23 protein-coding genes are annotated in these 23,932 nt (G+C 62.5%); 18 read left to right on the top strand and 5 right to left on the bottom strand.

The genetic code is table 11. From position 1 onward, the window contains the following. The first annotated feature begins 177 nt into the window (after positions 1-177). The 17 genes from nirJ2 (at position 178) to F8C90_RS09220 (ending at position 18,851) form a co-directional block, all read left to right on the top strand. Entirely contained in the window at positions 178-1,182 is a 1,005-nt protein-coding gene (gene nirJ2, locus F8C90_RS09300) for a putative heme d1 biosynthesis radical SAM protein NirJ2 (RefSeq protein WP_158050238.1), read from the top strand. Between the two features lie 128 nt (positions 1,183-1,310). Continuing rightward, positions 1,311-2,312 carry an ABC transporter substrate-binding protein gene (locus F8C90_RS09295; protein ID WP_158050237.1) on the top strand — a complete coding sequence of 334 codons (1,002 nt, stop codon included), beginning with the start codon at positions 1,311-1,313 and terminating at the stop codon, positions 2,310-2,312. An 18-nt stretch (positions 2,313-2,330) separates the two neighbouring features. Further along, positions 2,331-3,371: a FecCD family ABC transporter permease gene (locus F8C90_RS09290; RefSeq protein ID WP_246155885.1), complete on the top strand. Its 1,041-nt coding sequence runs from the start codon at positions 2,331-2,333 to the stop codon at positions 3,369-3,371. After that, positions 3,364-4,143, top strand: coding sequence for an ABC transporter ATP-binding protein (locus F8C90_RS09285; RefSeq protein ID WP_158050236.1), 780 nt, complete (start codon positions 3,364-3,366; stop codon positions 4,141-4,143). Before F8C90_RS09290 ends, F8C90_RS09285 begins: the two co-directional genes overlap by 8 nt. 360 nt (positions 4,144-4,503) lie before the next feature. Continuing rightward, a complete protein-coding gene (locus F8C90_RS09280; RefSeq protein ID WP_158050235.1) occupies positions 4,504-5,241 on the top strand; it encodes a DUF948 domain-containing protein in 738 nt (245 codons plus the stop codon). 12 nt (positions 5,242-5,253) lie between these two features. Continuing rightward, positions 5,254-6,573 (top strand): AI-2E family transporter, encoded by a 1,320-nt coding sequence (locus tag F8C90_RS09275; RefSeq protein WP_246155884.1) that lies wholly within the window; start codon positions 5,254-5,256, stop codon positions 6,571-6,573. 87 nt (positions 6,574-6,660) lie between these two features. Further along, positions 6,661-9,294, top strand: a complete 2,634-nt coding sequence (alaS, locus tag F8C90_RS09270) for an alanine--tRNA ligase (RefSeq protein WP_158050244.1) — start codon at positions 6,661-6,663, stop codon at positions 9,292-9,294. A 3-nt stretch (positions 9,295-9,297) separates the two neighbouring features. After that, positions 9,298-9,726, top strand: a complete 429-nt coding sequence (ruvX, locus tag F8C90_RS09265) for a Holliday junction resolvase RuvX (protein ID WP_158050233.1) — start codon at positions 9,298-9,300, stop codon at positions 9,724-9,726. A 3-nt stretch (positions 9,727-9,729) separates the two neighbouring features. Beyond that, positions 9,730-10,902: an endolytic transglycosylase MltG gene (gene mltG, locus F8C90_RS09260; protein ID WP_158050232.1), complete on the top strand. Its 1,173-nt coding sequence runs from the start codon at positions 9,730-9,732 to the stop codon at positions 10,900-10,902. Between the two features lie 33 nt (positions 10,903-10,935). Then, positions 10,936-11,469, top strand: coding sequence for a YqeG family HAD IIIA-type phosphatase (locus tag F8C90_RS09255; protein ID WP_158050231.1), 534 nt, complete (start codon positions 10,936-10,938; stop codon positions 11,467-11,469). Between the two features lie 2 nt (positions 11,470-11,471). Then, positions 11,472-12,416, top strand: coding sequence for a shikimate dehydrogenase family protein (locus F8C90_RS09250; protein ID WP_158050230.1), 945 nt, complete (start codon positions 11,472-11,474; stop codon positions 12,414-12,416). Positions 12,417-12,452: 36 nt separating this feature from the next. Then, positions 12,453-13,742 carry an LCP family protein gene (locus F8C90_RS09245; protein WP_158050229.1) on the top strand — a complete coding sequence of 430 codons (1,290 nt, stop codon included), beginning with the start codon at positions 12,453-12,455 and terminating at the stop codon, positions 13,740-13,742. 216 nt (positions 13,743-13,958) lie between these two features. Then, complete coding sequence (gene aroC, locus F8C90_RS09240) at positions 13,959-15,134, top strand: chorismate synthase (protein ID WP_158050228.1); 1,176 nt, start codon at positions 13,959-13,961, stop codon at positions 15,132-15,134. After that, entirely contained in the window at positions 15,131-15,682 is a 552-nt protein-coding gene (locus F8C90_RS09235) for a shikimate kinase (RefSeq protein WP_246155883.1), read from the top strand. The genes aroC and F8C90_RS09235 overlap by 4 nt, the downstream gene beginning before the upstream one ends. Continuing rightward, positions 15,664-16,773, top strand: a complete 1,110-nt coding sequence (gene aroB, locus F8C90_RS09230; protein WP_158050227.1) for a 3-dehydroquinate synthase — start codon at positions 15,664-15,666, stop codon at positions 16,771-16,773. The genes F8C90_RS09235 and aroB overlap by 19 nt, the downstream gene beginning before the upstream one ends. A gap of 388 nt (positions 16,774-17,161) precedes the next feature. Continuing rightward, positions 17,162-17,659: a type II 3-dehydroquinate dehydratase gene (gene aroQ / locus F8C90_RS09225; RefSeq protein ID WP_158050226.1), complete on the top strand. Its 498-nt coding sequence runs from the start codon at positions 17,162-17,164 to the stop codon at positions 17,657-17,659. 58 nt (positions 17,660-17,717) lie between these two features. Then, entirely contained in the window at positions 17,718-18,851 is a 1,134-nt protein-coding gene (locus F8C90_RS09220) for a M24 family metallopeptidase (protein ID WP_158050225.1), read from the top strand. A gap of 119 nt (positions 18,852-18,970) precedes the next feature. Here F8C90_RS09220 and efp read toward each other — a convergent pair whose 3' ends face one another. The 3 genes from efp to F8C90_RS09205 all read right to left on the bottom strand — a co-directional run bounded on the left by efp (position 18,971) and on the right by F8C90_RS09205 (position 21,591). Further along, positions 18,971-19,531 (bottom strand): elongation factor P, encoded by a 561-nt coding sequence (gene efp, locus F8C90_RS09215; RefSeq protein WP_158050224.1) that lies wholly within the window; start codon positions 19,529-19,531, stop codon positions 18,971-18,973. A gap of 360 nt (positions 19,532-19,891) precedes the next feature. Continuing rightward, on the bottom strand, positions 19,892-20,284 hold the full coding sequence (locus F8C90_RS09210) for a hypothetical protein (protein WP_158050223.1): 393 nt from the start codon (positions 20,282-20,284) through the stop codon (positions 19,892-19,894). Continuing rightward, entirely contained in the window at positions 20,281-21,591 is a 1,311-nt protein-coding gene (locus F8C90_RS09205; RefSeq protein ID WP_246155882.1) for a Y-family DNA polymerase, read from the bottom strand. Before F8C90_RS09205 ends, F8C90_RS09210 begins: the two co-directional genes overlap by 4 nt. A gap of 69 nt (positions 21,592-21,660) precedes the next feature. On the opposite strand from F8C90_RS09205, the gene F8C90_RS09200 reads away from it, so the two are divergent. Further along, the gene (locus tag F8C90_RS09200; protein WP_211361083.1) at positions 21,661-21,978 is read left to right on the top strand and encodes a hypothetical protein; all 318 of its coding nucleotides are present in this window, start codon (positions 21,661-21,663) and stop codon (positions 21,976-21,978) included. Positions 21,979-22,111: 133 nt separating this feature from the next. Here the strand turns inward: F8C90_RS09200 and F8C90_RS09195 are convergent, their stop codons facing one another. After that, on the bottom strand, positions 22,112-22,726 hold the full coding sequence (locus F8C90_RS09195; protein ID WP_211361082.1) for a TatD family nuclease-associated radical SAM protein: 615 nt from the start codon (positions 22,724-22,726) through the stop codon (positions 22,112-22,114). A 199-nt stretch (positions 22,727-22,925) separates the two neighbouring features. After that, a complete protein-coding gene (locus tag F8C90_RS09190; protein WP_158050220.1) occupies positions 22,926-23,699 on the bottom strand; it encodes a hypothetical protein in 774 nt (257 codons plus the stop codon). Between the last annotated feature and the right edge of the window lie 233 nt (positions 23,700-23,932).

The raw sequence follows: 23,932 nt of genomic DNA, 5'->3' as shown, positions 1-23,932 counted from the left end.
CCGTGCCGGCACCCGTCCCACTTGGGCCGGGTGTTGCTTTGCATCGCCTGCCATTCGCCCAGCTCAACGCTTTAATCGACAAATCCCGTCACTCGCCAACTTTTTCTCGCGCAGCGCTTGCCCATGACGCAACGTCGCCCGTTAGCATCCTCAATCGGTTACGAGAGAGGAGAGACGATGATCGTATCGTGGATGACAACCAACAGGTGCAACCTCAAGTGCGAGCACTGCTACCAGGACGCGGCGGAGTGTGACAGTCGCGAGCTGACGACGGCCGAGGGCAAGGCGATGATCGAGCAGATCGCGCGCGCCGGCTTCAAGATCATGATCTTCAGCGGCGGCGAGCCCCTTATGCGCGACGATATCTTCGAGCTCGTGGCGCACGCTGCAGCTCAAGGCCTGCGCCCCGTGTTCGGCAGCAACGGCACGCTGATCACCGACGAGGTCGCGCGAAAGCTCAAGGAAGCCGGCGCGTGCTCCATGGGCATCAGCATCGACAGCCTCGACGCGGCAAAGCATGACGCCTTCCGCGGCGTCGCAGGCGCCCACGCCGACACCCTCGCGGGCATCGAGGCATGCAAGCGCGCGGGCCTCGACTTCCAGATCCATACCACCGTGGTCGACTGGAACCGCGACGAGGTCTGCGACATCACGGACTTCGCGCAGAGCATCGGCGCGGTCAACCACTCGATCTTCTTCCTCATCCCCGTGGGGCGCGGCAAGTACATCGAGGAGACGAGCCTCAAGGTGCTGGAGAACGAGGCGCTGCTCCAAGACATCATGCGCAAGGCCGCAGAGGTCAACATCGACGTCAAGCCCACCTGCGCGCCGCAGTTCACGCGCGTCGCCGACCAGCTCGGCATCCCCACCCGCTACACGCGCGGCTGCCTGGCCGGCCTCACCTACTGCGTCGTCGGCAGCGAGGGCATCGTGCGCCCGTGCGCGTACATGACCGAGGACGCCGGCGACGTGCGCGAGCAGCCCTTCGACGAGATCTGGGCGACGAGCCCCGTGTTCGAGCGCCTGCGCACGCAGGCTTACGGCGGCAACTGCGGCGAGTGCGACCACAAGGAGCATTGCGGCGGCTGCAGGGCGCGCGCGGCGTACTACCACGACGGCGACTACATGGCCCAGGACGACTACTGCGCCTACGGGCAGAAACTCGGCTGCAAGGGCGCCTAGGCGAGAGCCCGACGGCCGTCCCCTGCCCCTGCCGCTGCGATGACAGGGGCAGGGGCAGGGGCTGACAGCAAATGCGACGGATGCGACGGCCGCATGATCGGCCGCCCACATCAGATGAGGAGAACCACATGAAGAGGATTGTAACGAAGGCATGCGCGTGTGCGTGCGCTCTGGCGCTGGCGGCAAGCGGCAGCGCGATGATCGGCTGCTCTGGTAGCAACTCCGGCAACGACGGCGCACAGCAGGGCGCGACGAGCCAGCAGGCCGGCTGTACCTTTACGGACGATTTGGGCAACCAGGTGACCGTGAGCACGCATGAGCGCGTCGTCGCGGGCATGGGCAGCTTCGCGAACATCTGGGAGCTGGCGGGCGGCACCCTCGTCGGCGCGTCCAGCGACGCGTTTTCCGATTACCACATCGAGTCAAAGGCGGAGAAGATCGGCGACTTCTCCTCCCTCAATGCGGAGTCCATCATCGCGCTCAACCCGGACTTCGTGATCTTGACCGGCGCAAGCTCCGGCCGCGGCGGCGGCGTCGCCCAGACCGACCTCAAGGACGCACTGCAGGCAGCGGGCATCCCCGTGGCGTACTTCAACGTTACCACCTTCGACGACTACCTGCGCATGCTCAAGACCTGCTGCGACATCACCGGCGATGCCGAGGCGTACAAGGACAACGGCACGGAAGTTGCCGAGGACGTCGACGCCATCAAAAAGAAGGCCGAAGGCAAGAGCGCGGGCAGCGTCGCGGTGCTGACCACATACTCCGGCGGCACGCGCGTTCAGGCGTCCTCGACGCAGACGGGCACCATGCTCGCCGAGCTGGGCGCGAGCAACATCACCGACGCCGACAAGAGCCTGCTGTCCGACTACAGCCTGGAGTCCCTGGTCAAGGCCGACCCCGACTTCATCTTCCTGCTGCCCATGGGCGACTCGAGCGAGGCTGCGCAAAAGGCGCTCAAGGACCAGACCACGGCCAACCCGGCTTGGAAGGAGCTGACTGCCGTCAAGGAGGGCCGCGTCATCACGCTCAACCCCAAGCTGTTCCTCTACAAGCCCAATGACAACTGGGATGACGCATACGAAGAGCTGTATGCGGCCCTGTACGAGACGCCGCGCGAGCAGAAGTAGCGCCTGATCTTGAAGGAGGTGCAGGTGGCAAACTCATGCGGCAAGTGCGGGCGCGCCTTGCAGGCGGACGGGCGATTCGCAGTGGCCATGGTTGCCACAGTAGCGCTGCTGGGATGCGCGGCGGTGCTCGGCATCGTCATCGGCTCGACCTCCGTCGGCCTGCCCGACGTGCTCGCCCTCGCCTTTGGCGCACCTGCCGAGCAGACGGCGGCAAACGTCATCTGGAACATCCGCCTGCCGCGCGTGCTCGCAGCGCTTCTGGCCGGCGCCGCGCTCGCGCAGGCGGGCGCGCTCATCCAGGCGGCACTCGACAACCCTCTGGCCAGCCCAAACGTCATCGGCGTGAACGCGGGTTCGGGTTTCTTCGTGCTGCTGGCGGCGTGCGCCTTCCCCAACGCCTTTGGGTTCGCTCCCGTGGCGGCCTTCCTCGGCGCGTTGTGCGTGGCGGGGCTTATCTTTGCCGTGGCGGGCCTTGGGGGCTCGTCGCGCCTCACCGTCGTGCTCGCCGGCATGGCGTTCACGGCGATCTTCACCGCCGGCATGAACACGATCCTCATCGTGAACCCGGACGCCTACGTGGGCGCCTCGGGCTTTCTGATCGGCGGGCTGTCCGGCGTCAAGCTGAGCGAGGTCATCGTCCCCGGCTGCGCAATCTGCGTGGTGCTGGTGCTCGGCCTGCTGCAGGGCACGCGGCTCAACCTGCTCTCGCTGGGCGAGCATCAGGCGCACTCCCTGGGCCTCAACGTCCGCCGCACGCGCCTTGCCGCACTGGTGTCCGCCGCCGCGCTCGCGGGTTGCGCGGTGAGCATTGCGGGTCTCGTCGGATTCGTGGGACTCATCGTCCCGCACGCGGTCCGCGCTCTGGTGGGCCACGACAACCGCCGCGTCCTCGCGATGGCGCCGTTGCTGGGTGGGCTGCTGGTGTGCCTGTGCGACCTGCTCGCCCGCACCATGTTCGCCCCGTACGAGATCCCCGTCGGCATCGTCTTGTCCCTGCTGGGCGGGCCGTTCTTCGTCTACCTGATCTTGCGCCGTGGGAAGGGAGGCCTCAATGGCTAGCGTGCAGCTGAGCGACGTCAGCTTTGGCTACGGCGAGCGCGCCTTGTTCAGCAGGCTGGACCTTGAGCTCGCGCAAGGCAAGGTGACGAGCATCATCGGCCCCAACGGCTGCGGCAAGTCGTCGCTGCTCAAGCTGGCAAGCGGCATCTGCAAGCCCTGGGAGGGCAGCATCCGCGTGCTGGGACACGATGCCAGCGCGCTTTCCTCCAAAGAGCGCGCACGGCTGCTGAGCTTGCTGGCGCAGGAGCACGCGGCACCGCCCATGAGCGTGCGGCGGCTTGTGGAGTGCGGGAGGTTTCCGCACCATGGGATGTTCGCGACGATGGACGCAGCGGATTACGAGGTAGTTGACCGGGCGCTTGCGACATGCGGGCTTGCAGAGCTCGCCGAGTACCCCGTGGCCGAGCTCTCCGGCGGGCAGCGTCAGCGTGCCTTCATCGCCATGGTCCTGGCGCAGGATGCGCCCGTGGTGCTTTTCGACGAGCCGACCTCGTTTCTCGACGTGTCGGCGTGCTACGAGGTGATGGAGCTGATGCGCTCGCTCAAGGAGGAGCACGGCAAGACCGTCGTCGCGGTGATCCACGACATCAACCTGGCGCTCAAGTACTCCGACGAGGTCTGCGTCATGCGCGCCGGAAAGTTGCTGGCGCAAGGGGCGCCGCATGAGGCCGAGGTACTCGCAGCTGTCGAAGACGCCTTCGACGTCCGCATCGAGCTGCTGCATGGCGAGCTGGGGAGCTCGTATGCGCTGTGGCGGCGCACAAAGCGCTGACGCTCGCAGGCCAGGCGGCAGGCTACCGGCACGGGCACGGGTACGGCGAATTGTCTGAACGATTCATCGTTCAGGCTTTTTGGCTTTCGAGGATCTAACCGCGCTTGCGACCGTGGAAGACGCAAGCGCGTTGCATGCAATCGAGATGTAGAGGATTGCGTTCTCGCCGTGGCGATCCATCAACTTGCCGGTAATCGGACGCGTCCGGATGAGTTCGAGAACGAAATCGAAGTGTTCGGATGAACTTGCGAATCAATCCCGCCGGCGAAGCCTATGAACAGCAGGTGAAAACGCCTCAGAAAGAGCCTGATGGAACGGGTGAAGTGTTATAGTTAAGGCTTCGAAACGAAGGAGGCGCGGATGGATTTCTTCAGCGTGATAAACGTTGCTTTGCCGGTGGTATATGTGCTGGTCGGCATCGTTTTGGTGTGGTTTGTTATCGAGCTTGTCATGACGATTCGCAAGACTCGCGAAACGGTGACGAGCGTGCAGAAGCAACTTGAGCCCACGCTCGAGCACGTGGAGAAAATTACGGCATCGCTTGAACCCGTGTGCGACAAGATCGATCCCCTGGTCGATCGCGTGTCCCTCACGGTCGACGCCGCGAATTTGGAGGTCATGCGCCTCGATCAGATTCTCGAGGACGTGGGGGAAATCACCAGCTCGGCATCGAGTGCCGTGAACGCGGTCGATACGGTGGCCAATGCGCCCCTCGAGCTCGTCAACTCCGTCACCAAGAAGGTCCGTCGGAAATTCACGCCGAAAAAAGCGTCCGACGAGTCTGTCGCCTTAGGACAGGGCGCACCTGATGAGCCTAATCCTGTCAGCGACTTCGTCGATGCGACCGCTGATGCCGCAGCTGCCGCAGTTGCGGCCGGCAAAGGCCGAGTCGCCGGCAAGGCGTCTAACGAGGAGGTTTCCGCTTCCGCCGTGGCCGCGACCGCCGCAACCCCCGCAGCCGCGACCGCCGCGCAGCCTGAGCCCGCGCCCATAGTCGAGCCCGCCTCTTCCGACGAGGGCAAATACTTCACCTATGCCCCAGAAACGGGCGCTGCCGCCTCATCCGATGCCGAGAAAACGGCGTCTTCGGAGGAATAGGCTTTGAGCGACGTGGCACAGAACAGGCAATCAGATAAGACGGACAAGGCTCGCAGGCGTTTCTTAAACGTTTGGACTATCGTGGGTGCCATCGCGCTCACCTGGGTCGTTGTGCAGCTATTGAACATTCTCTCGGTGCCTGTCGCCATCGTCATCTGGACGACCATCATCGTGTTCGTCCTGCGCGGCACGGTGAACAAGCTCGAGGAGATCGGCATCAATCGAACGGTGGGCACGGCTATCGGCTACGTGATTATGTTCGCGGTGCTGGCGCTCGTGGCATTCCTTTTGTTCTCGCCTGGCGTCGGCATGAACACCCAGTTCGCGAACTTGATCGAGAACGTCCCTGTCTATGTGCAGGGCATCTCCGATTGGGCGAATGACATGTACGCGCGCTACGCCTACATGCTCGAGGACGAGTCGGTCCGTGCGTTCGTCTCCGACGTGCAGGCCTCCGCCATGGAGTGGGCGGGCGACTTCGCGAAGAACAGCGCCTCGGGCGCCATCGCGTTCGGCACAGGGCTCGCCAACGCGTTTATGGCCATCGGCTTCGCCCTCGTGGTCGCCTTCTGGATCCTCATGCAACTGCCTCAGCTCGGGCGCGAATGCAAGCGCCTTGTGGGCGACGCGCACGCCGAGGACCTCGAGATGCTCCACATCACGTTCACGCGCGTGATGGGCGGCTACATCAAGGGAACGCTTCTGCAGTGCGCGATCATTGGCGTGGCCTGTGGAATCCTCTTTGCCGTGCTTGGCATTCCCAACTCGATGGCCTTGGGCGGCATCACGGGCATCTTAAACATCATCCCGATCATCGGTCCCTGGCTGGGCGGCGGTCTTGCTGCGATCGTCGGCATCTTCGTAAGCCCGCTCGTCGCTGTCATCGCCATTCTCGGTACCATCGTGATCCAGCAGTTCGTCTACACGTTCATCTCGCCGAAGATCATGTCCGACTCGGTCGACATCCACCCGGCGCTCACGCTCATCGCCCTCATGGCGGGCTCGGCGCTCGGCGGTGCGATGGGCGGACTTCCCGGCTCGCTTGTGGGCATGCTGGCATCTATTCCCGCTGTTGCCGTCGCGAAATCCGTTTTCGTGTATTATTTCGAGAAGCGAACGGGTCGACGCCTCGTCTCGAAGGACGGCGTGTTCTTCTTGGGCACTCCCTCGTCGAGCGAAGACGGCGACGCACCGAATCCTATCGCCGATGCTACGTCCCCGCACCCCGATGGATCGGCGGAATTCGAGCGCGCCGAGAAGAAACGCGCCGAAAATGCCGAGAACAGGCGCAAAATCAGGGAGCGCCTGCGCGGAAAGGAAGAAAAGAAATAGCGGCGCTTCGCGCCGTTGACAACGTGGAAACGAACGCTTTCGCATTCCTGCGGGGCGTTCTTGAGTGATAAGGGAAGAACAACCACCATGAAGTACATGACCACCGCAGAAATCCGCGAGAAGTACCTCGCTTTCTTCGAGGGGAAAGGATGCAAACGCATGCCGTCCTCCTCGCTCATCCCCGACGATCCGTCGCTGCTTTTGACGAGCGCCGGTATGGTGCAGTTCAAGCCCTACTTCCTTCACCAGAAGGAGCTCGACCCGGCCTACATCGGCACCACGACCGCGCAGAAGTGCGTGCGTACCAACGACATCGACAACATCGGTGACGCGCGTCACCTGTCGTTCTTCGAGATGATGGGCAACTTTAGCTTCGGCAAGTACTTCAAGAACGAGATGTGCGCCTGGGCCTTCGAGTTCTCCACCGAGGTGCTCGGCCTGCCGGCGGAAAAGCTCTACTTCACGGTGTTCGAGGACGACGACGAGACGATCGAGATCTGGAAGTCGCTCGGCGTTCCCGAGGACCATATCTCGCGCCTCGGCGAAGACGATAACTTCTGGCGCGCCGGTCCCACCGGCCCCTGCGGCCCCTGCTCCGAGATTTACTTCGACCAGGGTCCCGAAGTCGGCTGCGGCAGCCCCGACTGCAAGCCCGGCTGCGATTGCGACCGCTACCTCGAGTTCTGGAACTGCGTGTTCACCCAGTTCGACGGACAGGAAGACGGCACGCTCGCACCGTTGCTCACCAAGAACATCGATACAGGAATGGGCCTCGAGCGCATCGCCGCCATCATGCAGGGCGTTACCAACAACTACGATACCGACGTGCTCCGAAGTCTCGTCGGTGTGGGCGAGCGCCTTTCGGGCAAGACCTACAAGCAGGACGCGGAAGTCGACAAGTCGCTGCGCATCATCGCCGATCACAGCCGCTCGGTCACGTTCATGATCGCTGACGGCATCCTGCCCTCCAACGAGGGCCGTGGCTACGTGCTGCGCCGCCTACTCCGCCGTGCCATCCAGAAGGCGCACATGATCGGCATCGAGGGGCCGTTCTTGAACGACTACGTCGACGAGATCGTGGAACTCATGGGCTCGGTATATCCCGAGGTCGTGGAAAACCGCGAGCTCATCCGCCGCGTGATCCTTTCCGAGGAGGAGCGTTTCGGCGCCACGCTGCGCCAGGGCCAGGTCTTTCTCGCGGAAGCACTCGACAAGCTCGAAGGCGACACGCTTTCGGGTGAGGAGGCTTTCACCCTGCACGACACCTACGGCTTCCCCGTCGAGGTGACCGAGGAGATGTGCGCCGATCGCAACGTGAAGGTCGATATGGAGGGCTTCGAGCGCTGCATGGACGAGCAGCGCGAGCGCGCCCGCGCCGCCAACACGAAGGACGCCGAGGCGGCTTGGAGCACCTACGGCGGTATCCATGCCGACGTGCTGAAGGAAGTCGGTGCCACGGAGTTCGTGGGTTATAGCGAGCTGGAATGCGCGGCGAAGGTGGTCGCCATTATCGCTAACGGTGAGCGCGCTGACAAGCTTTCTGCAGGTGAAGAAGGCGAAATCGTGCTTGACACGACTACCTTCTACGCTGAGATGGGCGGCGAGGTCGGTGATACTGGCACGCTTCGCAGCGCTGGCGCCGAAGCCGACGTGCTTGACACGAAGGCGCCCGAGAAGGGTCTTGTGTGCCACAAAGCGAAGGTCGTGTCCGGCACCATCGCCGTGGGCGATGAGGTTACCGCGGCGGTCGACGGTGCGCGCCGCGCTCGCATCACCCGCAACCACACCGCGACGCATATCCTGCATGCAGCACTTCGCCGTGTGCTGGGCGACCACGTGAAACAGGCAGGTTCCTACGTCGGCCCCGACCGCCTTCGCTTCGACTTCACGCACTTTGAGGCCACCACGCCCGAGCAGCTGGCCGAGGTCGAGCGCGTCGCGAATGAGGAAATCATGTCCGCCGTCTCCACCAATATCTACGAGACCTCGCTTGACGCTGCTCGCGAATCCGGCGTGACGGCGCTCTTCGGCGAGAAGTACGGCGACGTCGTGCGCGTTGTCGAGTGCGGCGAGTTCTCCCGCGAGCTGTGCGGCGGCTGTCATGTGGCCAACACCGCTGAGATCGGCCTGGTGAAGATCACCTCCGAGACCGGTGTCGGCGCGAACCTGCGCCGTATCGAGGCGGTGACGAGTTTCGGCGCTCTCGAGTACGTGAACAAGGTCGAGGCCGAGCTGAAGGAAACTGCTGCTGAGCTGCGTGTTCCGCTGTTCGACGTCTCCGAGCGCACGGCCGCCAACATGAAGGCGCTGAAGGAATTCCAGAAGACTCGCAAGGCCGCGAAGACCGCCATCTCCGACGACGGCGTGAACATGCTTCTTTCGGCTGCTAAACAGGCGCAGGGTGGCTATCCCGTCATCATCAGCCGCGTGAAGATTGCCCAGCCGGGCGCGATGCGCAACATGTGGGACGTCGTTCGCGCGCGCATGGAGACGCCGGGCGCTGTCGTGCTCATCGCTGACAACGAAGGGAAGGCCACGCTTTTGGCCGCAGGCACCGACGAGGCTGTGGCCGCTGGCTTCAATGCCGGTGCGGTGATCAAGGAAATCGCCCCGTGCGTCAAGGGTGGCGGCGGCGGAAAGCCCACCATGGCCCAGGCGGGCGGCAAGGACGTGTCCGGCATCGACGCAGCGCTCGAGTCGGCCAGGAAGATGCTGCTCTAAGCTGTGCGTATACTTGCTCTCGATATCGGGGAAGTCCGCGTGGGGATTGCCGTATGCGATCCCGGCGAGCGCGTGGCTTCCCCCGTTTGCGTTCTTCCTGCTCGGGAAGTGACGGACAACGCGAAGCCGTTCAAACGCGTGCTCGAGGACTGGGAGCCCGAGCTGCTGTTGTGCGGGCTTCCCAAAACGCTTGCAGGCGAGGAAGGCCCGCAGGCGAAGCGCATTCGCAAGGTGGCCGACGCCATCTCCAAAAACTGTGGCATTCCCCATGAATTCGCAGATGAGCGCCTTAGCTCGCGCGAGGCCAAGCGCAGTTTGCGTGAAAAGGGCCTCAGCGAGAAGGACATGCGAGGCAAAGTGGATATGATAGCGGCAAGTCTGTTTCTGCAGGCATGGCTCGACGAACGGGCTGCTCGCAATCTCGAAAGGTAACCGATGGCTCCATTCAAACGCCAAATCACCTATTCTTCGCGTCCAAATCATCGGGCGCGCGTTGCGCATTCCATGGGCGATCGCCAGTTTCGTACCTACGACACGAGCGCGCTGCAACCGAAGCGTTCGAAGGGGCCGATGATCGCCTTCGTCGCGGTCATCGTTGTCGTTGCTCTGCTTCTCATCCTCGGTGTGTCCACGCTTGTTCGCGGTTGCACGTCTGGCAATCTCGCCGCCGACGGCCAGCAGGTCACCGTCGAGGTCGCCGATGGCGAGTCGACGTCTTCCATTGCGCAATCGCTACAACAGGCGGGCCTTGTCTCGTCTGCGGGCGACTTCACGAAGAAAGTCTCCGACCTCGGCCTCGATGGTTCACTGCAACCGGGCACGTACACGCTGACAGGTGGCATGTCGCTTGAGGACCTCGCGAAGACGCTCTCCGCGGGCCCTGGCTTGACGGGTCCTTCCGTCACCATCCCCGAAGGCCTTACCTTGGCGAATATCGCTGGTCGCGTAAGCGATGCCACGAATGGACGCATCTCTGCCGACGACTTCAAGGCGCAGGCATCCAATGCGAGCGTGTACGCGAGCGACTTCCCCTTCCTGAAGGATGCGGGCACGAACTCGCTCGAGGGCTTCCTCTTCCCGAAAACATATGCGGTGAGCTCAACCGATACTGCTGACTCGCTTATCCGAGCGATGCTCTCGCAGTACCAGACCGAGGTGGCGACGCTCGATTATTCGTACCCCACCAGCAAGAACTTCAACTCGTACCAGACGCTCATCCTCGCTTCAATTATCGAGAAGGAAGCGAGCGACGACGCCGATATCCGTGCGAAGGTGTCGGCGGTCTTCTACAACCGTTTGCTGAACACCGGTGCGCCGACGTACGGCCTTCTGGGCTCGGACGCCACGACCGCCTACGAGATCGGCGGCGATCCCGACAACTACGATTGGACCACAGACAGCGCCTACAACACGCGCCGCCATGCCGGTCTGCCCCCGACGCCCATCTGCTCCCCGAGCATTGGTAGTCTTCAGGCGGCATGCAATCCGGCGCCCGATTTCGACGACTACTACTTCTTCTCGTTCTGGCCGAACGACCAGGGCACGATTGACTATTTCTTCGACAAGACCTACGACGAGCACCAGGCGACCGTCGCCGCTCACTCGTAGGCGCTGTTGCGGCAGTTCACGCAAAGGAAGTCCATGGCATATTTCAAACCCGATCGATATTTCTCCCGTCTTTCCCAGATCTCTATCGAGAAGGACATCCTTGGATGCGGGTTTGAAAATGTGCTGCTCGACATCGATAACACCTTCGTCCCCCGCGACACGCAGGTGATTCCGCGCGATGCTCGCGTGTGGCTCGGCTGCGCGCGCGAGGCGGGTGTGACGATCTGTTTGCTGTCCAACAACTGGCACAAGGTGGTGTACGACTTCGCTGACGAGGTGGGGCTTCCCATCGTTGCCAAGGCGATGAAGCCGTGCCCTCCCGCGTATTTCACCGCGATGCGCAAGATCGGGGCGAAGCGCAAGAACACGGTCGCAATCGGCGACCAGCTTATGACCGACGTGCTCGGTGCCCATACGGTGGGAATCAAGGCGTACCTTATTCAGCCGCTCGTTGAGCAGGATCTGCCTCATACGCTGTTCCTGCGCCACTTCGAGCGAGTGCTTATGGGCGATGCTCAGCCAGAGGCCCCCGTCGCATGCGAGCGGGGAGAAGAGGTGCGCATCTAGCTATGGAAAACGACGTTCGCAACATCCCGCAGAAGCTCTATGTGCTCGGACATCCGGTGGCTCACTCGAAGTCGCCCGTGATGTACAACGCGGTTTATGGGAAGCTTGGCTTCCCATGGGAGTATCGCCTGATGGATTGCGAGACGCCTGCCGAGGCGAAAGCGTTTCTCGCGGCGCGCGACTTCCTCTCCATAAACATCACGACACCGTACAAGCCCGAGGCGCTTGCGGCTGCCACGGCGCGAGCGGCATCGGCGAAGCTTGCACACGGTGCGAACATCCTCGTGAAGAAGGGTGACGCGCTCATCGCCTTCAACACCGACGGTCGGGGCTGCGTGGGGTATCTCGAGCGGACGGGCTTCTCCTTCGACGGCGCGAAGGTCGCCATTTGCGGCACGGGGCCCACGGCGCTCGCCATTCTCCACGCCGCGGCAATCGCGGGCGCTTCCGAGGTGCTTTTGCTCTCGCGCGACAAGGAGCGTGCACGCGAGGTTCTCGACCGGTATGTGGATGAGTTCGGCACGCTCGCTCATGCGACGGTCGACTTGCAGGCCGCCGTCGACGGGCACCGAAGCTTCCTCACCGCCTACGATGAGACCGCGTTCAAGTTCGGCAGCTACACCACGTCGACCCAGGCTATCGCCGCAGCCGACCTCGTCATCAATGCGACGCCGCTCGGGATGTGCGAGGGCGATCCGGCGCCGTTCGACGTATCGCTTTTCCACGAGGGCCAGCGCGCCTTCGACGTCGTCTACGCGCATGGGGAAACCGCCTTCGCGGCGGGTGCCAAGGCTGCGGGGTGCACGTTTGCGGACGGTGGCGGAATGCTTGTCGCGCAGGCGGTCGCTACCGTGCAGGCCGTGTGCGACGTGTCGGGCATCGATTGCGAGCTCTCGTTCGACGAGCTGTTCGAGATTATGGCGAACGCCGCCGGCTTCAACGTATAGAAGATTAAATCTGGGGACTGGATGTAAGGAGAAGAAATGCCGCAGCACTATCGAGGGCCCAGCCCCCAGGGAAAGACGCCGCGTACGTCGAAGTCGACAAACGGCGCGAGCCAGGCAAACGGGGCGCGCAGCGCGAAAGCGGCGCACGGTGAAGGTCGGGCTCGCAGCGCGAAGGCGGCGCACGGCGGGTCTCGGGCGCACGGCGAGCCCCAAAGTTTCCCGCAAGGGGCGTACTCTGCCGTCAAACCCGCTGGTTCACAGCGAGGCAACCCCTCGTCCACCTCGCAATACTCCCGTTCGAATCCTAACTATCAAAAGAAGAATCGAAAGGGCTCGCACGGGAAGAAGATCGCGATTGCGGTCGTTCTTGCCGTGCTCGTGGTGTTCGTTGGGGCGGGTACGGCGGCCGCCCTGTGGGTGAACAGCGTGAACGATACGCTCACCAAGGGGCAGAAAAGCGCGACCGAGCTCGACGAGATTAATGACGTGCTCGTTAAGACGACGAGCTTCGACGAGCCCTTCTACATGATGCTCATCGGCTCGGACGCCCGTGCGGACGACGAGTCCATGGGCGCCCGCTCCGACACGAACATCGTCGTGCGCGTAGACCCGACGACCAATTCCGCGACACTCGTTTCGATTCCCCGCGACACGATGATCAACATCGACGGTTACGGCTACTGCAAGTTCAACGCCGCGTATTCCTACGGCGGAGCTGCACTTGCCATCAAGGAGGCGAGCGAGCTTCTCGGTGTGAACATCTCGCATTACGCCGAGGTCGATTTCGACAGTCTGATTGGCCTTGTCGACACGGTGGGCGGGGTCGATGTGACGGTTGACCAGCGCATCAACGACCCCGATGCCGATGGGTCGGTCATCGGCCAGAAGAAGATCATCATCGAGGCCGGCGAACAGCATATGGACGGAGAGACCGCTCTCGTGTTCGCGCGCAGCCGTGCCTACGCTGATGGAGACTTCACGCGCACGGCGAACCAGCGCAAGCTCATCGCGGCGCTTGCGGAGAAGATTCTCTCGATGCCGCTGGCGAAGCTTCCGGGCATTGTGCAGACGGCCGCGGGCAGCATCACCACTGACATGTCCGTTACCGATCTGTACAGTCTGGCTACCCAGTTTCAAGATGGCGGCGAGCTTTCGATGACATCGTGCATGGTTCCGTCAATCACCGGTATGTACAAGAGCGCATCGTATGTGTTCTGCGACGAAAACGCCCTTGCGTCGATGATGCAGACCATCGAGGCGGGCGGCGACGCGAGCGAGATCACGGGGGCAACGAGCAAGCTCGCCCAGCAACTTGGCGTGAAATAGAAGCGGGCTGCTCGCGCGGAGGACGGACCCGCGGCATGCAGTGCGCTGGCGCGAAGCCTCGTCGGATACGCTCGCGCTGGATTGCGCATGCAAAAGGCCGCTCGCGCTCCCCATATTGGAATCATCCTGCACGTATGCGCCTGAACAGGGTGCTCGTGTTCCCATGCGCTACAATGTGCCAGAAACTATACGAACTCGATAGGAAAGCGATTCTCTATGCGTTACGTCTTTGCCGGGGAAAGCCACGGCCCATGCCTTACCGCCATCGTCGAGGACGTGCCTGCGGGCCTACGGGTCTCCGAATCCCAGATCAACTCCGACCTGGCTCGCCGCCAATCGGGCTACGGGCGCGGCGGCAGGCAGTCCATCGAGCGTGACACCGTGCAGGTTACGTCGGGCATCCGTTTCGGGAAGACCATTGGCTCGCCGGTGACGCTTACGGTCCGCAATCGCGATTGGGAGAACTGGACGGACCGCATGGCCGTATTCGGGGAGGAGCCTGAGGGGCTGGTGCGCGAAGTGACGCCGCGGCCGGGGCATGCCGATCTGGTGGGTGCCCTGAAGACGAACACCGACGATTGCCGCAACATTCTCGAGCGCTCGAGTGCCCGCTCGACCGCCGCTCGCGTGGCGGCGGCCGGTATCGCGCGCGAATTCCTTGCTGATCTGGGCGTCGAGGTGTTCTCGTATGTGAATCGCATCGGCGAAGCCGAGTTTCGCGAGGAAAGCCCCTTCGTCAACTGCGTGAACTACACGCCGCTCGACATCGAGACGAGCGAGGTCCGCTGTCCGAACGCGCAGGCGACTCGCGCGATGATTGCGGAAATCGAGCGCGCGAAGGCCGAGCGCGACACGATTGGCGGCACATTCCGCGTCGTGGCGACGGGCCTTGTTCCCGGGCTTGGCGGCTATGCGACGGCGGACGATCGCTTGACGGCACGCTTGGGCCAGGCGCTCTTTTCCATCCAGGCGATGAAGGGCGTCGAGTTCGGGATGGGATTCGAGGTTGCTCGCCGCTTGGGGAGCGAGGTGCACGACCCCATCGTGCTCGACCGCGAGCGCGATTGCTTCACGCGCACATCGAACAACGCAGGCGGCCTCGAGGGCGGCATGACGACGGGGCTGCCGCTTGTGGCGACCGTCGCGATGAAGCCCATTCCCACGCTCATGCGCCCGCTTGCCACGGTGAACATGGATACGCTGGAGGTTGCCGACGCATCCAAGGAGCGCTCCGACGTGTGCGCTGTGCCCGCCGCCGCTGTGGTTGCGGAAGGCGAGGTGGCGTTTGTGCTGGTCAACGCATACCAGGAGATGTTTGGCAGCTCCTGCATGTCGGACATCAAAGCGAACCTCAAGTCGTACAAGGCGCGCCTGAGGACGATGTCCCGATGACGGCGGAACCCATGCAACTCGCCTGCCCCGTATTCTTCGTGGGCTTCATGGGCGCGGGGAAAACGAGCGTGGCACGTCGCCTTGCGCGCACTTGCGGTATCTCGTCGGTCGACATGGACACCTATCTTGAGCGCCGCGAGGGCAAGCGCGTGAAGGAAATCTTCGCGGAAGGCGGCGAGGATGCTTTCCGCGCCATCGAGACCGATGTCCTGCGCGAGCTTTCCTCGAAGGAGGAGCCGCTCGTCATCTCGTGCGGGGGCGGTGTCGTCCTGCGCGAAGAAAACCGCGAGATTCTTGCCGAATCGGGGTTCGTCGTGCACCTTCAGGTGACGGTGCACGAAGCCGCGAGCCGCATCTCCGACAAGTCGAGCCGCCCGTTGTTCCAGGATATCGACGCCGCGCGCAAACGCTGTCTGGAGCGGGCCCCGCTGTATTCGGGTGTGGCAGATGTGGAAATCGACACGGCGGGCAAGAGCGTCCCGCGAATCGCGCGCGAGGTCCAGCGCGCACTCGAGAAAGAAGGCGTATTGTGCCAGCGACGAAAGTGATCGTGAACATCCCCGATGAGCGACCCTACGATGTGCGCATTGGCGCCGATGTGCTCGATGGGCTGGGGAACTACCTGCGCCGCGTCGATGCGACGGAAAACGCGCCGCGTATCCTGGTTCTATCCGACACCAACGTGGCTCCGCTGTATCTCGAGGAGGCGAAGGCGTCGCTTCGCGCAGCGGACTACCGCGTGAGCGAAATTGTCGTCCCCGCGGGGGAGAAAACGAAGTCTGTGGAGGTCGCGAGCGAGATTTGGGAAGCGATGGCGGGCTTGAAGCTCGGCCGCGACTGCGCTGTTGTAGCGCTTGGCGGCGGGGTAGTGGGCGATCTCGCCGGATTCACCGCGTCTACCTTCATGCGCGGTATCACTGTGGTGCAGGCGCCCACATCGCTGCTCGCCATGGTCGATTCCTCGGTCGGCGGCAAGACGGGCGTGAACCTTTCCGCAGGTAAGAACCTCGTAGGCACCTTCACGCAGCCCGCCTACGTGTGCGCTTCGACCAAGGTGCTCTCCACGTTGCCCTCTCGCGAATGGGCATGCGGCTGCGGGGAAATCGCGAAGTCGTCGGTGATCGACTCCGACGAGTTCTTCTTCTGGCTGAGCGACAACGCCTCCGCGCTCGCGTCGCGCGATCACGATGTGACCGCCGAGGCCATCGCGCGCTCCGTCGTGTTCAAAGCCGACGTCGTTGCGCAGGACAAGACAGAAAGCCGCGGCGTGCGCGAGTGCCTGAACTATGGTCACACGCTGGGGCATGCGGTGGAGTCGCTTGCTGGCTACGGCACGTATTCCCATGGTGCGGCGGTTGCGGAAGGCATGCGCTTTGCGGCACGTTTGGGCGCGGCGATTGCGGGAACCTCGATTGATGTGGTGCGTGCACAGGATAATCTCCTCGATGAGCTGGGGCTTCCCGCGCTTTCTTGGTCGGCGGCGCCTGAGGACATGCTTGCCGTGATGAAGCGCGACAAGAAGGTGCGCGGCGGCGTGGTGAAGTTTGTGCTGCCGCTCGACATCGGGCAATGGGAGTTGAGGGAAGTGGAAGACGACGTGATCCTCGAGCATCTCGCTGCGTGGGCGCGGAGCAAGTAGCTTGCGGTTCCGCGGAAGGCGTTTGACCTGTGAGTCCGCGGAAGGCGCGCGGCAACGCTCAGTCGCTCAGACAGTCCTCGCTGCGCTGCGGAACTCGCTTGGTGAGCGCCGCCGCACGCCTTCCGCTCGTCGGGGTCGGAGGGGGTCGTCAGGTGCCTTTCGTGGATCTTCGGGATATGACTGTTGGTTTGCCTTCGGGCTCGAGAAGTTGATTGCGGTTCCTTCACAAAGCGAGTTCCGCACGAGCCAAACAGCCCAGTGGGCTGTTTGCGCGAGCAGGACTGCCGAGCGACTGAAGGGACCGCAATCAACTCGCAACGCAAGGAATGGAGCGGACGGGCGGCAACGTCGTCTTCCCCTTCAGGAAAAGGACAAAAGGAAGCAGAGCATGAAGATTCTTCTGGTGAATGGGCCGAACTTGGATATGCTGGGTGTTCGCGAGCCTGCGGTATATGGCAGCAATACGCTTGCTGACCTCGAAAAACTTGTGGTCGATTACGGTGCTTCCAAAGGCGTTTCCGTAGAGTGCTATCAATCGAACCATGAGGGCTGCCTCATCGACAAGATCCACGAGGCGCATACGACCTACGACGGTATCGTCTACAACCCTGGTGCCCACACGCACTATTCCTATGCCTTGCGCGACGCGGTGGGCGGCATCGACACGCCGTGCGTCGAGGTGCATATCTCCAATGTGGATGCGCGCGAGGCGTTTCGCCATATCTCGGTTATCGCGCCGGCGTGCGTGGCGCAGGTAAAGGGACGTGGGTTCAAAGGCTATTGCGACGCCATCGATATCCTGCTTGAGGGTCCGCGCGAGCGGCTTGGGGAAGGGTTCGAAGAGCGCTATCCTACGGGTGAGGTTATCGCCGCGCCATTAAAATAAGGAACGAACGATAAAGGGCGCCTTTGCGGGCGTCCCTTTCCATTGGAGGCTTCGCACTATGGAAAACATAAGCTTGAACAGGATAAACAAGCTTCGTGAGGCATGTGCCGACGCGGAGATCGACGCGTTTTTCGTACGCGAGACATCGAACGTCCAGTGGCTTTCGGCTTTCGACGGCGTGTTCGACGAGGAGGGCGCGCATGCGATGCTTGTCATGCCCGACGGTGCGATGCTGCACACTGACTCGCGCTATTCCGAAGCTTGCAAGAAAGCGGCGGGCATTCATGGCGGTGTGGTGGAGGTGAGCGACGAGCGTGTTTCGCATGCGAAGTTCGCAGCGGTCGCGCTCGGTGGTGCGTGCGAACTTGCAGGAGGCAAGTCGTGCTCGCTCGGTGTCGAGGACTCGATCGCGCTTTCGGGCTTTCGCTCGCTCGAGCGCGCTTTCTCCGAATCGCTTCCCGATGTGCAGCTGCGCGAGACGTCGAACTTCATCGTGGGTCTTCGAGGTGTGAAGGATGCGGACGAGATTGCTCGAATGAAGGCGGCGCAAGCTATTACCGACGCGGCGTTTTCCCATATCATCACCTTCATGAAGCCTGGTATGACCGAGCGCGAGGTGCAGATTGAGCTGGAAGACTTCATGGTTCGCCATGGGGCCGAGGGTTTGGCGTTCCCCTCGATCGTGGCGTGTGGCGCGAACGGTGCAAGTCCCCATTCTGTCCCAGGTGCTACGAAGCTCGAAGCGGGGCAGTGCGTCGTCATGGACTTCGGCGCACGAGCGCAGGGGTATTGCTCCGACATGACGCGCACGGTGTTCCTCGGCGAGCCGTCGGAGCGCCTTCGCGCGGGCTATGCGGCGATCCGCGATGCAAATGAGCAGGTGGAGGCTGTGCTTCGTCCGGGGATGACGGGTAAGGAAGCGCACGAACTTGCCGAGCACGTGCTTGCCGAGCACGGCTTCGCGGGCAAGATGGGCCACAGCTTGGGGCATGGTGTCGGGATTGACATCCACGAGGAGCCGCTGCTTTCGCCTCGCAACGGCGCGCCGCTCGCGCCCGGCAACGTCGTCACGGTGGAGCCTGGTGTCTATCTGGCAGGCGACTTCGGCATGCGTCTGGAAGATTTCGGCGTGATCACCGAAAACGGCTACGAGGTGTTCACCCAATCAACGCATGAGATGATTGTGCTGTAAGGCTGATTCTGCCGCGCGTCTTTGGCACACGCGCCGTTACCACAGCCGCCACATAACAAGAAAGCCCGACAGCGTTCAAGCTGCCGGGCTTTCTGGAAAATACGTTCGCTTGCTTTAAGCTACATGCGCTTGATGAAGCGGCCGTCGCGGGTGTCCACCTGCAGGACGTCGCCGATGTTCACGAACATCGGGACCTGGATGGTGGCGCCGGTCTCGAGCGTTGCGGGCTTGGTGGAACCCTGCACCGTGTCGCCCTTGAAGCCCGGCTCGGTCTCGGTCACTTCGAGCTCGACGAACATCTGAGGCTCGATGGAGATGAGCTCCTCACCAGCGTACAGCAGGCTGACCTCGTCATTTTCCTTGAGCCACTTGGCCTGATCGCCCACGGTCTCCGCGGAGATGGGCATCTGCTCGAAGGTTACGGGGTCCATGAAGTTGAAGTCGGCACCGTCGTTGTAGAGGTACTGCATCTTCTTGGTCTCCAGGCGGACGGAGTCGAACTTCGTGCCGGAGTTGAAGGTGTAGTCGACCACGCGGCCGGTCTTGATGTCGCGAAGCTTGGTGCGCACGAACGCGCCGCCCTTGCCCGGCTTCACGTGCTGGAATTCAGCGATCGTCCAAAGCTTGTTGTTGTACTCGATGCACATGCCGTTCTTGAAATCGGCGGTAGAGATTGCCATCTTTGCCAGTTCCTCCCACTATACTTTGCACACACGGCCGCAGAGCGCGAACCGCGCGCGTTGGCTCTAACCGCCCCATTATACTCGCGCGCCACTGTGCCCCTGCGAAAATCAGCTTACCTGCAGAAAAATCAAATAGTGGGTTGGCATTGCTGGCGTGGGGCGTTGGCGCGAAGACTACGCCCCACGCCAGCTTGCGCATGGCGTGTGTCAGCGAGAGTTCGACGGGGAGCCGCTACGAGGTTGCTGCAAGCGAGGTGGCGAGCTCGGTGTCTCGAAATCGCCGAGCTGCATGGCGCAGGCTGGCGCGCTTGCGCTCGCGAATTGGCGCGGGCTGGCGAGTGTATGTGCAGCGCGACACTATCTCGCGGGTTCCTGGGAGTCCCTTAGGATGTCGTCGTAGCCTTTGAGCGCGGCGAATGGCATGAACTGTCTGCCTCGATCGTCGCCGGGGACGGCAGTGTGGACGCCCTCCTCGGCTACCCTTCGTGCGATGTCATCGAGTACGCGTTTACGATAGGCGCGCTCATCGGCAGATATGCCGGCCCAGATATCGGGTGAGGGAATTCCCGACGTCTGGATTGCTGTCTCGTTCGCCGCCCGTCTTGCCGCCCTGCACGCCGCCTGGCTTGTCGCTCTTATCGCCGACTCGCGCGTCGCTCGGCCTGACGTCCTGTTCTCGTCCCGACTTGTCGACCCGCTTGCCGCCCAGCTCTCTGCCCGACGCTCGTCGCTCGAAGTCACTCTCATCATGCGCGATGGCCTCCAATCTGCAGGTTTCGCTCCCGCGCGTTGGCCTCGGGAAGTAGGCTCGTGCCCGCGAGTACCGCGTTCTTTCCAAACCGCTCCCGCACGGCCACCATGGTCTGGGCGAGGGCGGCTTCTCTGGCTTCTTTTCCCTGTTCACCAAAGAGAGATGGCTGCACGCTGTCCTTCTCGACGAGATCTTCGAGCGAGATGTTCACGCGCCTTATGGCGAGCGGGGGGCTGACGTGCTCCTCATAGAGCGCGAGCAGCGCGCTTGTCACCTGCGATGCAGAGTCGGTCGGCTGCGGAAGCTTCGCGCTGCCGCCCGCACCCATGAAAGGCGCCCGTCCGCCGCCCCACGCGTGATGGCTGAAGTTCGACGCCGAATAGCCAACGTAGAGGCCGACGCCCGTTGCGGCGAGCCCCTTCTCGGTGAGCTCCAGACACGACGCGAGCGCCATCTCGCGGATGAGCGTTTGCGCTTCGCTGAATTGGTAGTCGCGCATGAGCACTTGCCCGTTCGAGATGGAGCGCCCGTGTCGTTTGTAGTTCCTGGCCTGGGAAATCGTGCAAGGTTCCTGCCCCCATGCGTGATCGAGCAGGAGCAGCCCGTTCTTGCCGAACTCCTTCACGATCGATTTTTGCGGCAGGGTGCATATGCCCGCAAGGTCGAAAACGCCGCGCCGCTCGAGTCGTCGTGCGATGCCGGGGCCGATCCCCCAGATGTCGGTGATGGGGCGGTGAAACCAGATCTCGCGCTTCCACGAGTCGTCGTCGAGCACGCCGATGCCGTCGGGGGCGTGCTTGGCGCACACGTCGAGCGCCACCTTCGCCATGAGGAGGTTCGGGCCGATGCCCGCCGTGGCTGTGACGCCGGCGCACTCGAAGGCCGCATCCATAAGCGTCCTTGCGAATGATTTCGCGTCCATGCCGTAGAGCTTCAGGTATGGCGTTGCGTCGATAAACGCCTCGTCGATTGAGTATACGTGCATGTCATCGGGGGAAACGTAGCGTTGATAGGCGCCTACGATGTTGGCGGACACCTCCATGTAGCGGCTCATGCGCGGCATGGCGCAGGTGAACTCGATGCCGTTGGGAATGTCGCCGAGGCGGCAGCGGTTCTTCACACCCCGTGCCTTCAAGGCGGGCGTGATGGCAAGGCAGATGGTGTTGGCGCTGCGGGTGGGGTCGGCCACCACGAGGTTTGTGATGAAGGGGTCAAGCCCGCGGTCGGCGCATTCGACCGATGCGTAGAACGACTTCAAGTCGATGCACAAATAGGTTCTTTCCTCGCTCTTCGAACTGCCGTCCAAGGCGCCTCCTTCAATCTCCATAGTCTGTTCGCTGTTAAATTTCGAACCCATGTTCGATAATAACAGACTATGCAAGAGGATTGGGTGAAAGATGGGGAAGGGCGGCGACGGCGGGCGCACAAGCGCTACGTCGATGTGTTCATGCGCCTTACCGACGAGGGGAGATTCGATCCTCTTATCGTCATGTGGCCTGATGGAAGGGCGTTTCCGATTACCGAAGTGCTCGACCGGGGGAGTTTTGGCCCTGCGTATCGCGGCGTGTCGACCGCGCGTTATCGGGTGCGCGTCGGGAGCCATGTGACCAATCTTTTCCTCGAGCGACACGTATTCGATGCGACGCTCGGCAAGCCGCCCGTCGTGCGATGGTGGGTGGAGGCGTACGGGTGAGGTTGCGAGGTCGGCGGGGCCAGGGGGTGTGAGAGCCAGGGGTGTGAAGGCTTTGGGGTTGGTCGGCTGCTCGGCTTGCGGGTGGGGCGGCTGGTGTGTTCGATGCGCGTCTTGGGCGCGCTTTCGAAGCGCGCTACCCTGCCCAGGCGCGGATACGGTAGCGCACGCCGAGCTTCTCACAGATGGCGCGGCACTTCTCCTCGTCTTCGTGCGAGATGGTGGTCTCGACGGTGGTCATGACCACGTTGGGCACATAGCGCTTGACCTCGCGCGCGAAATCTATCACGGCGTCGAACGACTTCTCGCCGAACGAGCTGTGCACGATTTCCTGGTACGTTTTCGCATTGGGAGTGTTCAGGCTGATGGATACCGTGTCGATGATCCCCTCGAACTCCGGCGCGATGTCCCGTCCGCAGATGAGCGACCCTAGGCCGTTGGTGTTCACGCGCGTGGGCAGCCCAAACGTCTCCTTCACGTAACGTGCGACGCGCGTGAGTGTATCCCACGCTTCGGTTGGCTCACCGAAGCCGCAGAACACGACTTCGGTGAACTGGCCCATGTCAAACCCCCCGAACGCTGCAATCACTTCCTCGTAGGTCGGCTCGCGGGAAAGCCAGAGGCTCTCCGCCTCGCCGACGCTGTCGGAAAGCCCGCGCACGCAGAAGGTGCACGCACATGAGCAGCGGTTGGTCAGGTTCACGTACAGCCCATGGTGCACGCGGTAGAGGATCGTCATGTCCTTGTTCACGGTGGTGCTTCTTTCGGACGCTCTTGTTGTTCCCGCCTACTCTAGCGCAACCACCCCTTGGGAGTAGGGGAAAGTCGCGAGAGGCTTAGTTCCGCGCGGTGAGCAAGGCTATCTTCCGCGCCGCCCGCGGCGTTTTGGTCGCGTTGCGGCTGCGGTCAAAACGCTAGGGGCTGCGGCGTGGTGGGGATGGGCTTTTCGTCTAGAGATCAGCGTCCGTTGAAGGTTCGTTCTGCATCTCTTTTTGCGCGTTGCATGCGTCAGTCGCCGCCTGCCCCTGTGCCTTCCACGCGTCGGCCATCTCCTGCTCTTGGAACTTCTGCACCGCCTCCCACGCCTCGGCCTGCTCCTGCTTCTGGAACTCCTGGAGCGCATGGTTCTGCACCGCCTCCCACGCCTCGGCCTGCTCCTGCTTCTGGAACTCCTGGAGCGCATGGTTCTGCACCGCCTCCCACGCCTCGGCCATCGCCTGTTCCTGCATCTCCTTGATCTCCTTTAGCGCGTCGGCCATCGCCTGTTCCTGCATCTCCTTGTATGTGTCTGTCATCGTCTGCTTGAGATTGCTTACCTCGTCTATCAAGTCGGCGACTGCGTTCGTTTGGGCAGCCTTCGCCGCGAGTTCGTCGTGCTCGCTCGTCATCTTGTCGAGTTTCCGCTGAAGCTCGTCGGCGCGCTTGGTCTCGGCGGCGAGCTTCCTCGCGAGAGCATCGCGCTCAGTCTCGGCGGCAAGGATTGACGCCTTACGGCGCGCTTCATCCTTTCCTAGCAGTGCCACCATCTGCGACACGGCCGTGGTCAGCGTCTCTTGAATCTCTGCCAGCTCGGAGGCATGGTTTCCGGCCGCCATGCCTCGCGACTCTTCGTATGCGGAGAGCATCGCTGCGAACAGTTCGTCGTTTTTGAGGTCAACCTTGTCCTTCAGCTCCGTCCAGCGCTCCTGCACCTCGTCGCTCGTGCGGAAGTTAACTTGTCCCATAATCGGGCTCCTTTCCCTTGAGGGCAATACCCCTGCATTCGATTATCTATCACTGATAGGCATGATATCATCATATAACAATGATAGCAAGTGATATATATCATGCGTGCGAGTTAAGTTTTGCGGGAAAAGCCGACCGGAAGCCTTGCCGGTGCGACGGGGATCGGGGCGCCATCGGCGCTGCGGATGACCGCATTCTAGCACGACCCGGCGCGGAAGCGCGCGTTGGACCT

The sequence above is a fragment of the Ellagibacter isourolithinifaciens genome (genome assembly GCF_008831035.1).
Lineage (GTDB): Bacteria > Actinomycetota > Coriobacteriia > Coriobacteriales > Eggerthellaceae > Ellagibacter > Ellagibacter isourolithinifaciens.
The sequence above is the reverse complement of the archived record's forward strand: the minus strand, read 5'-3'. Positions and strand labels throughout refer to the sequence as shown.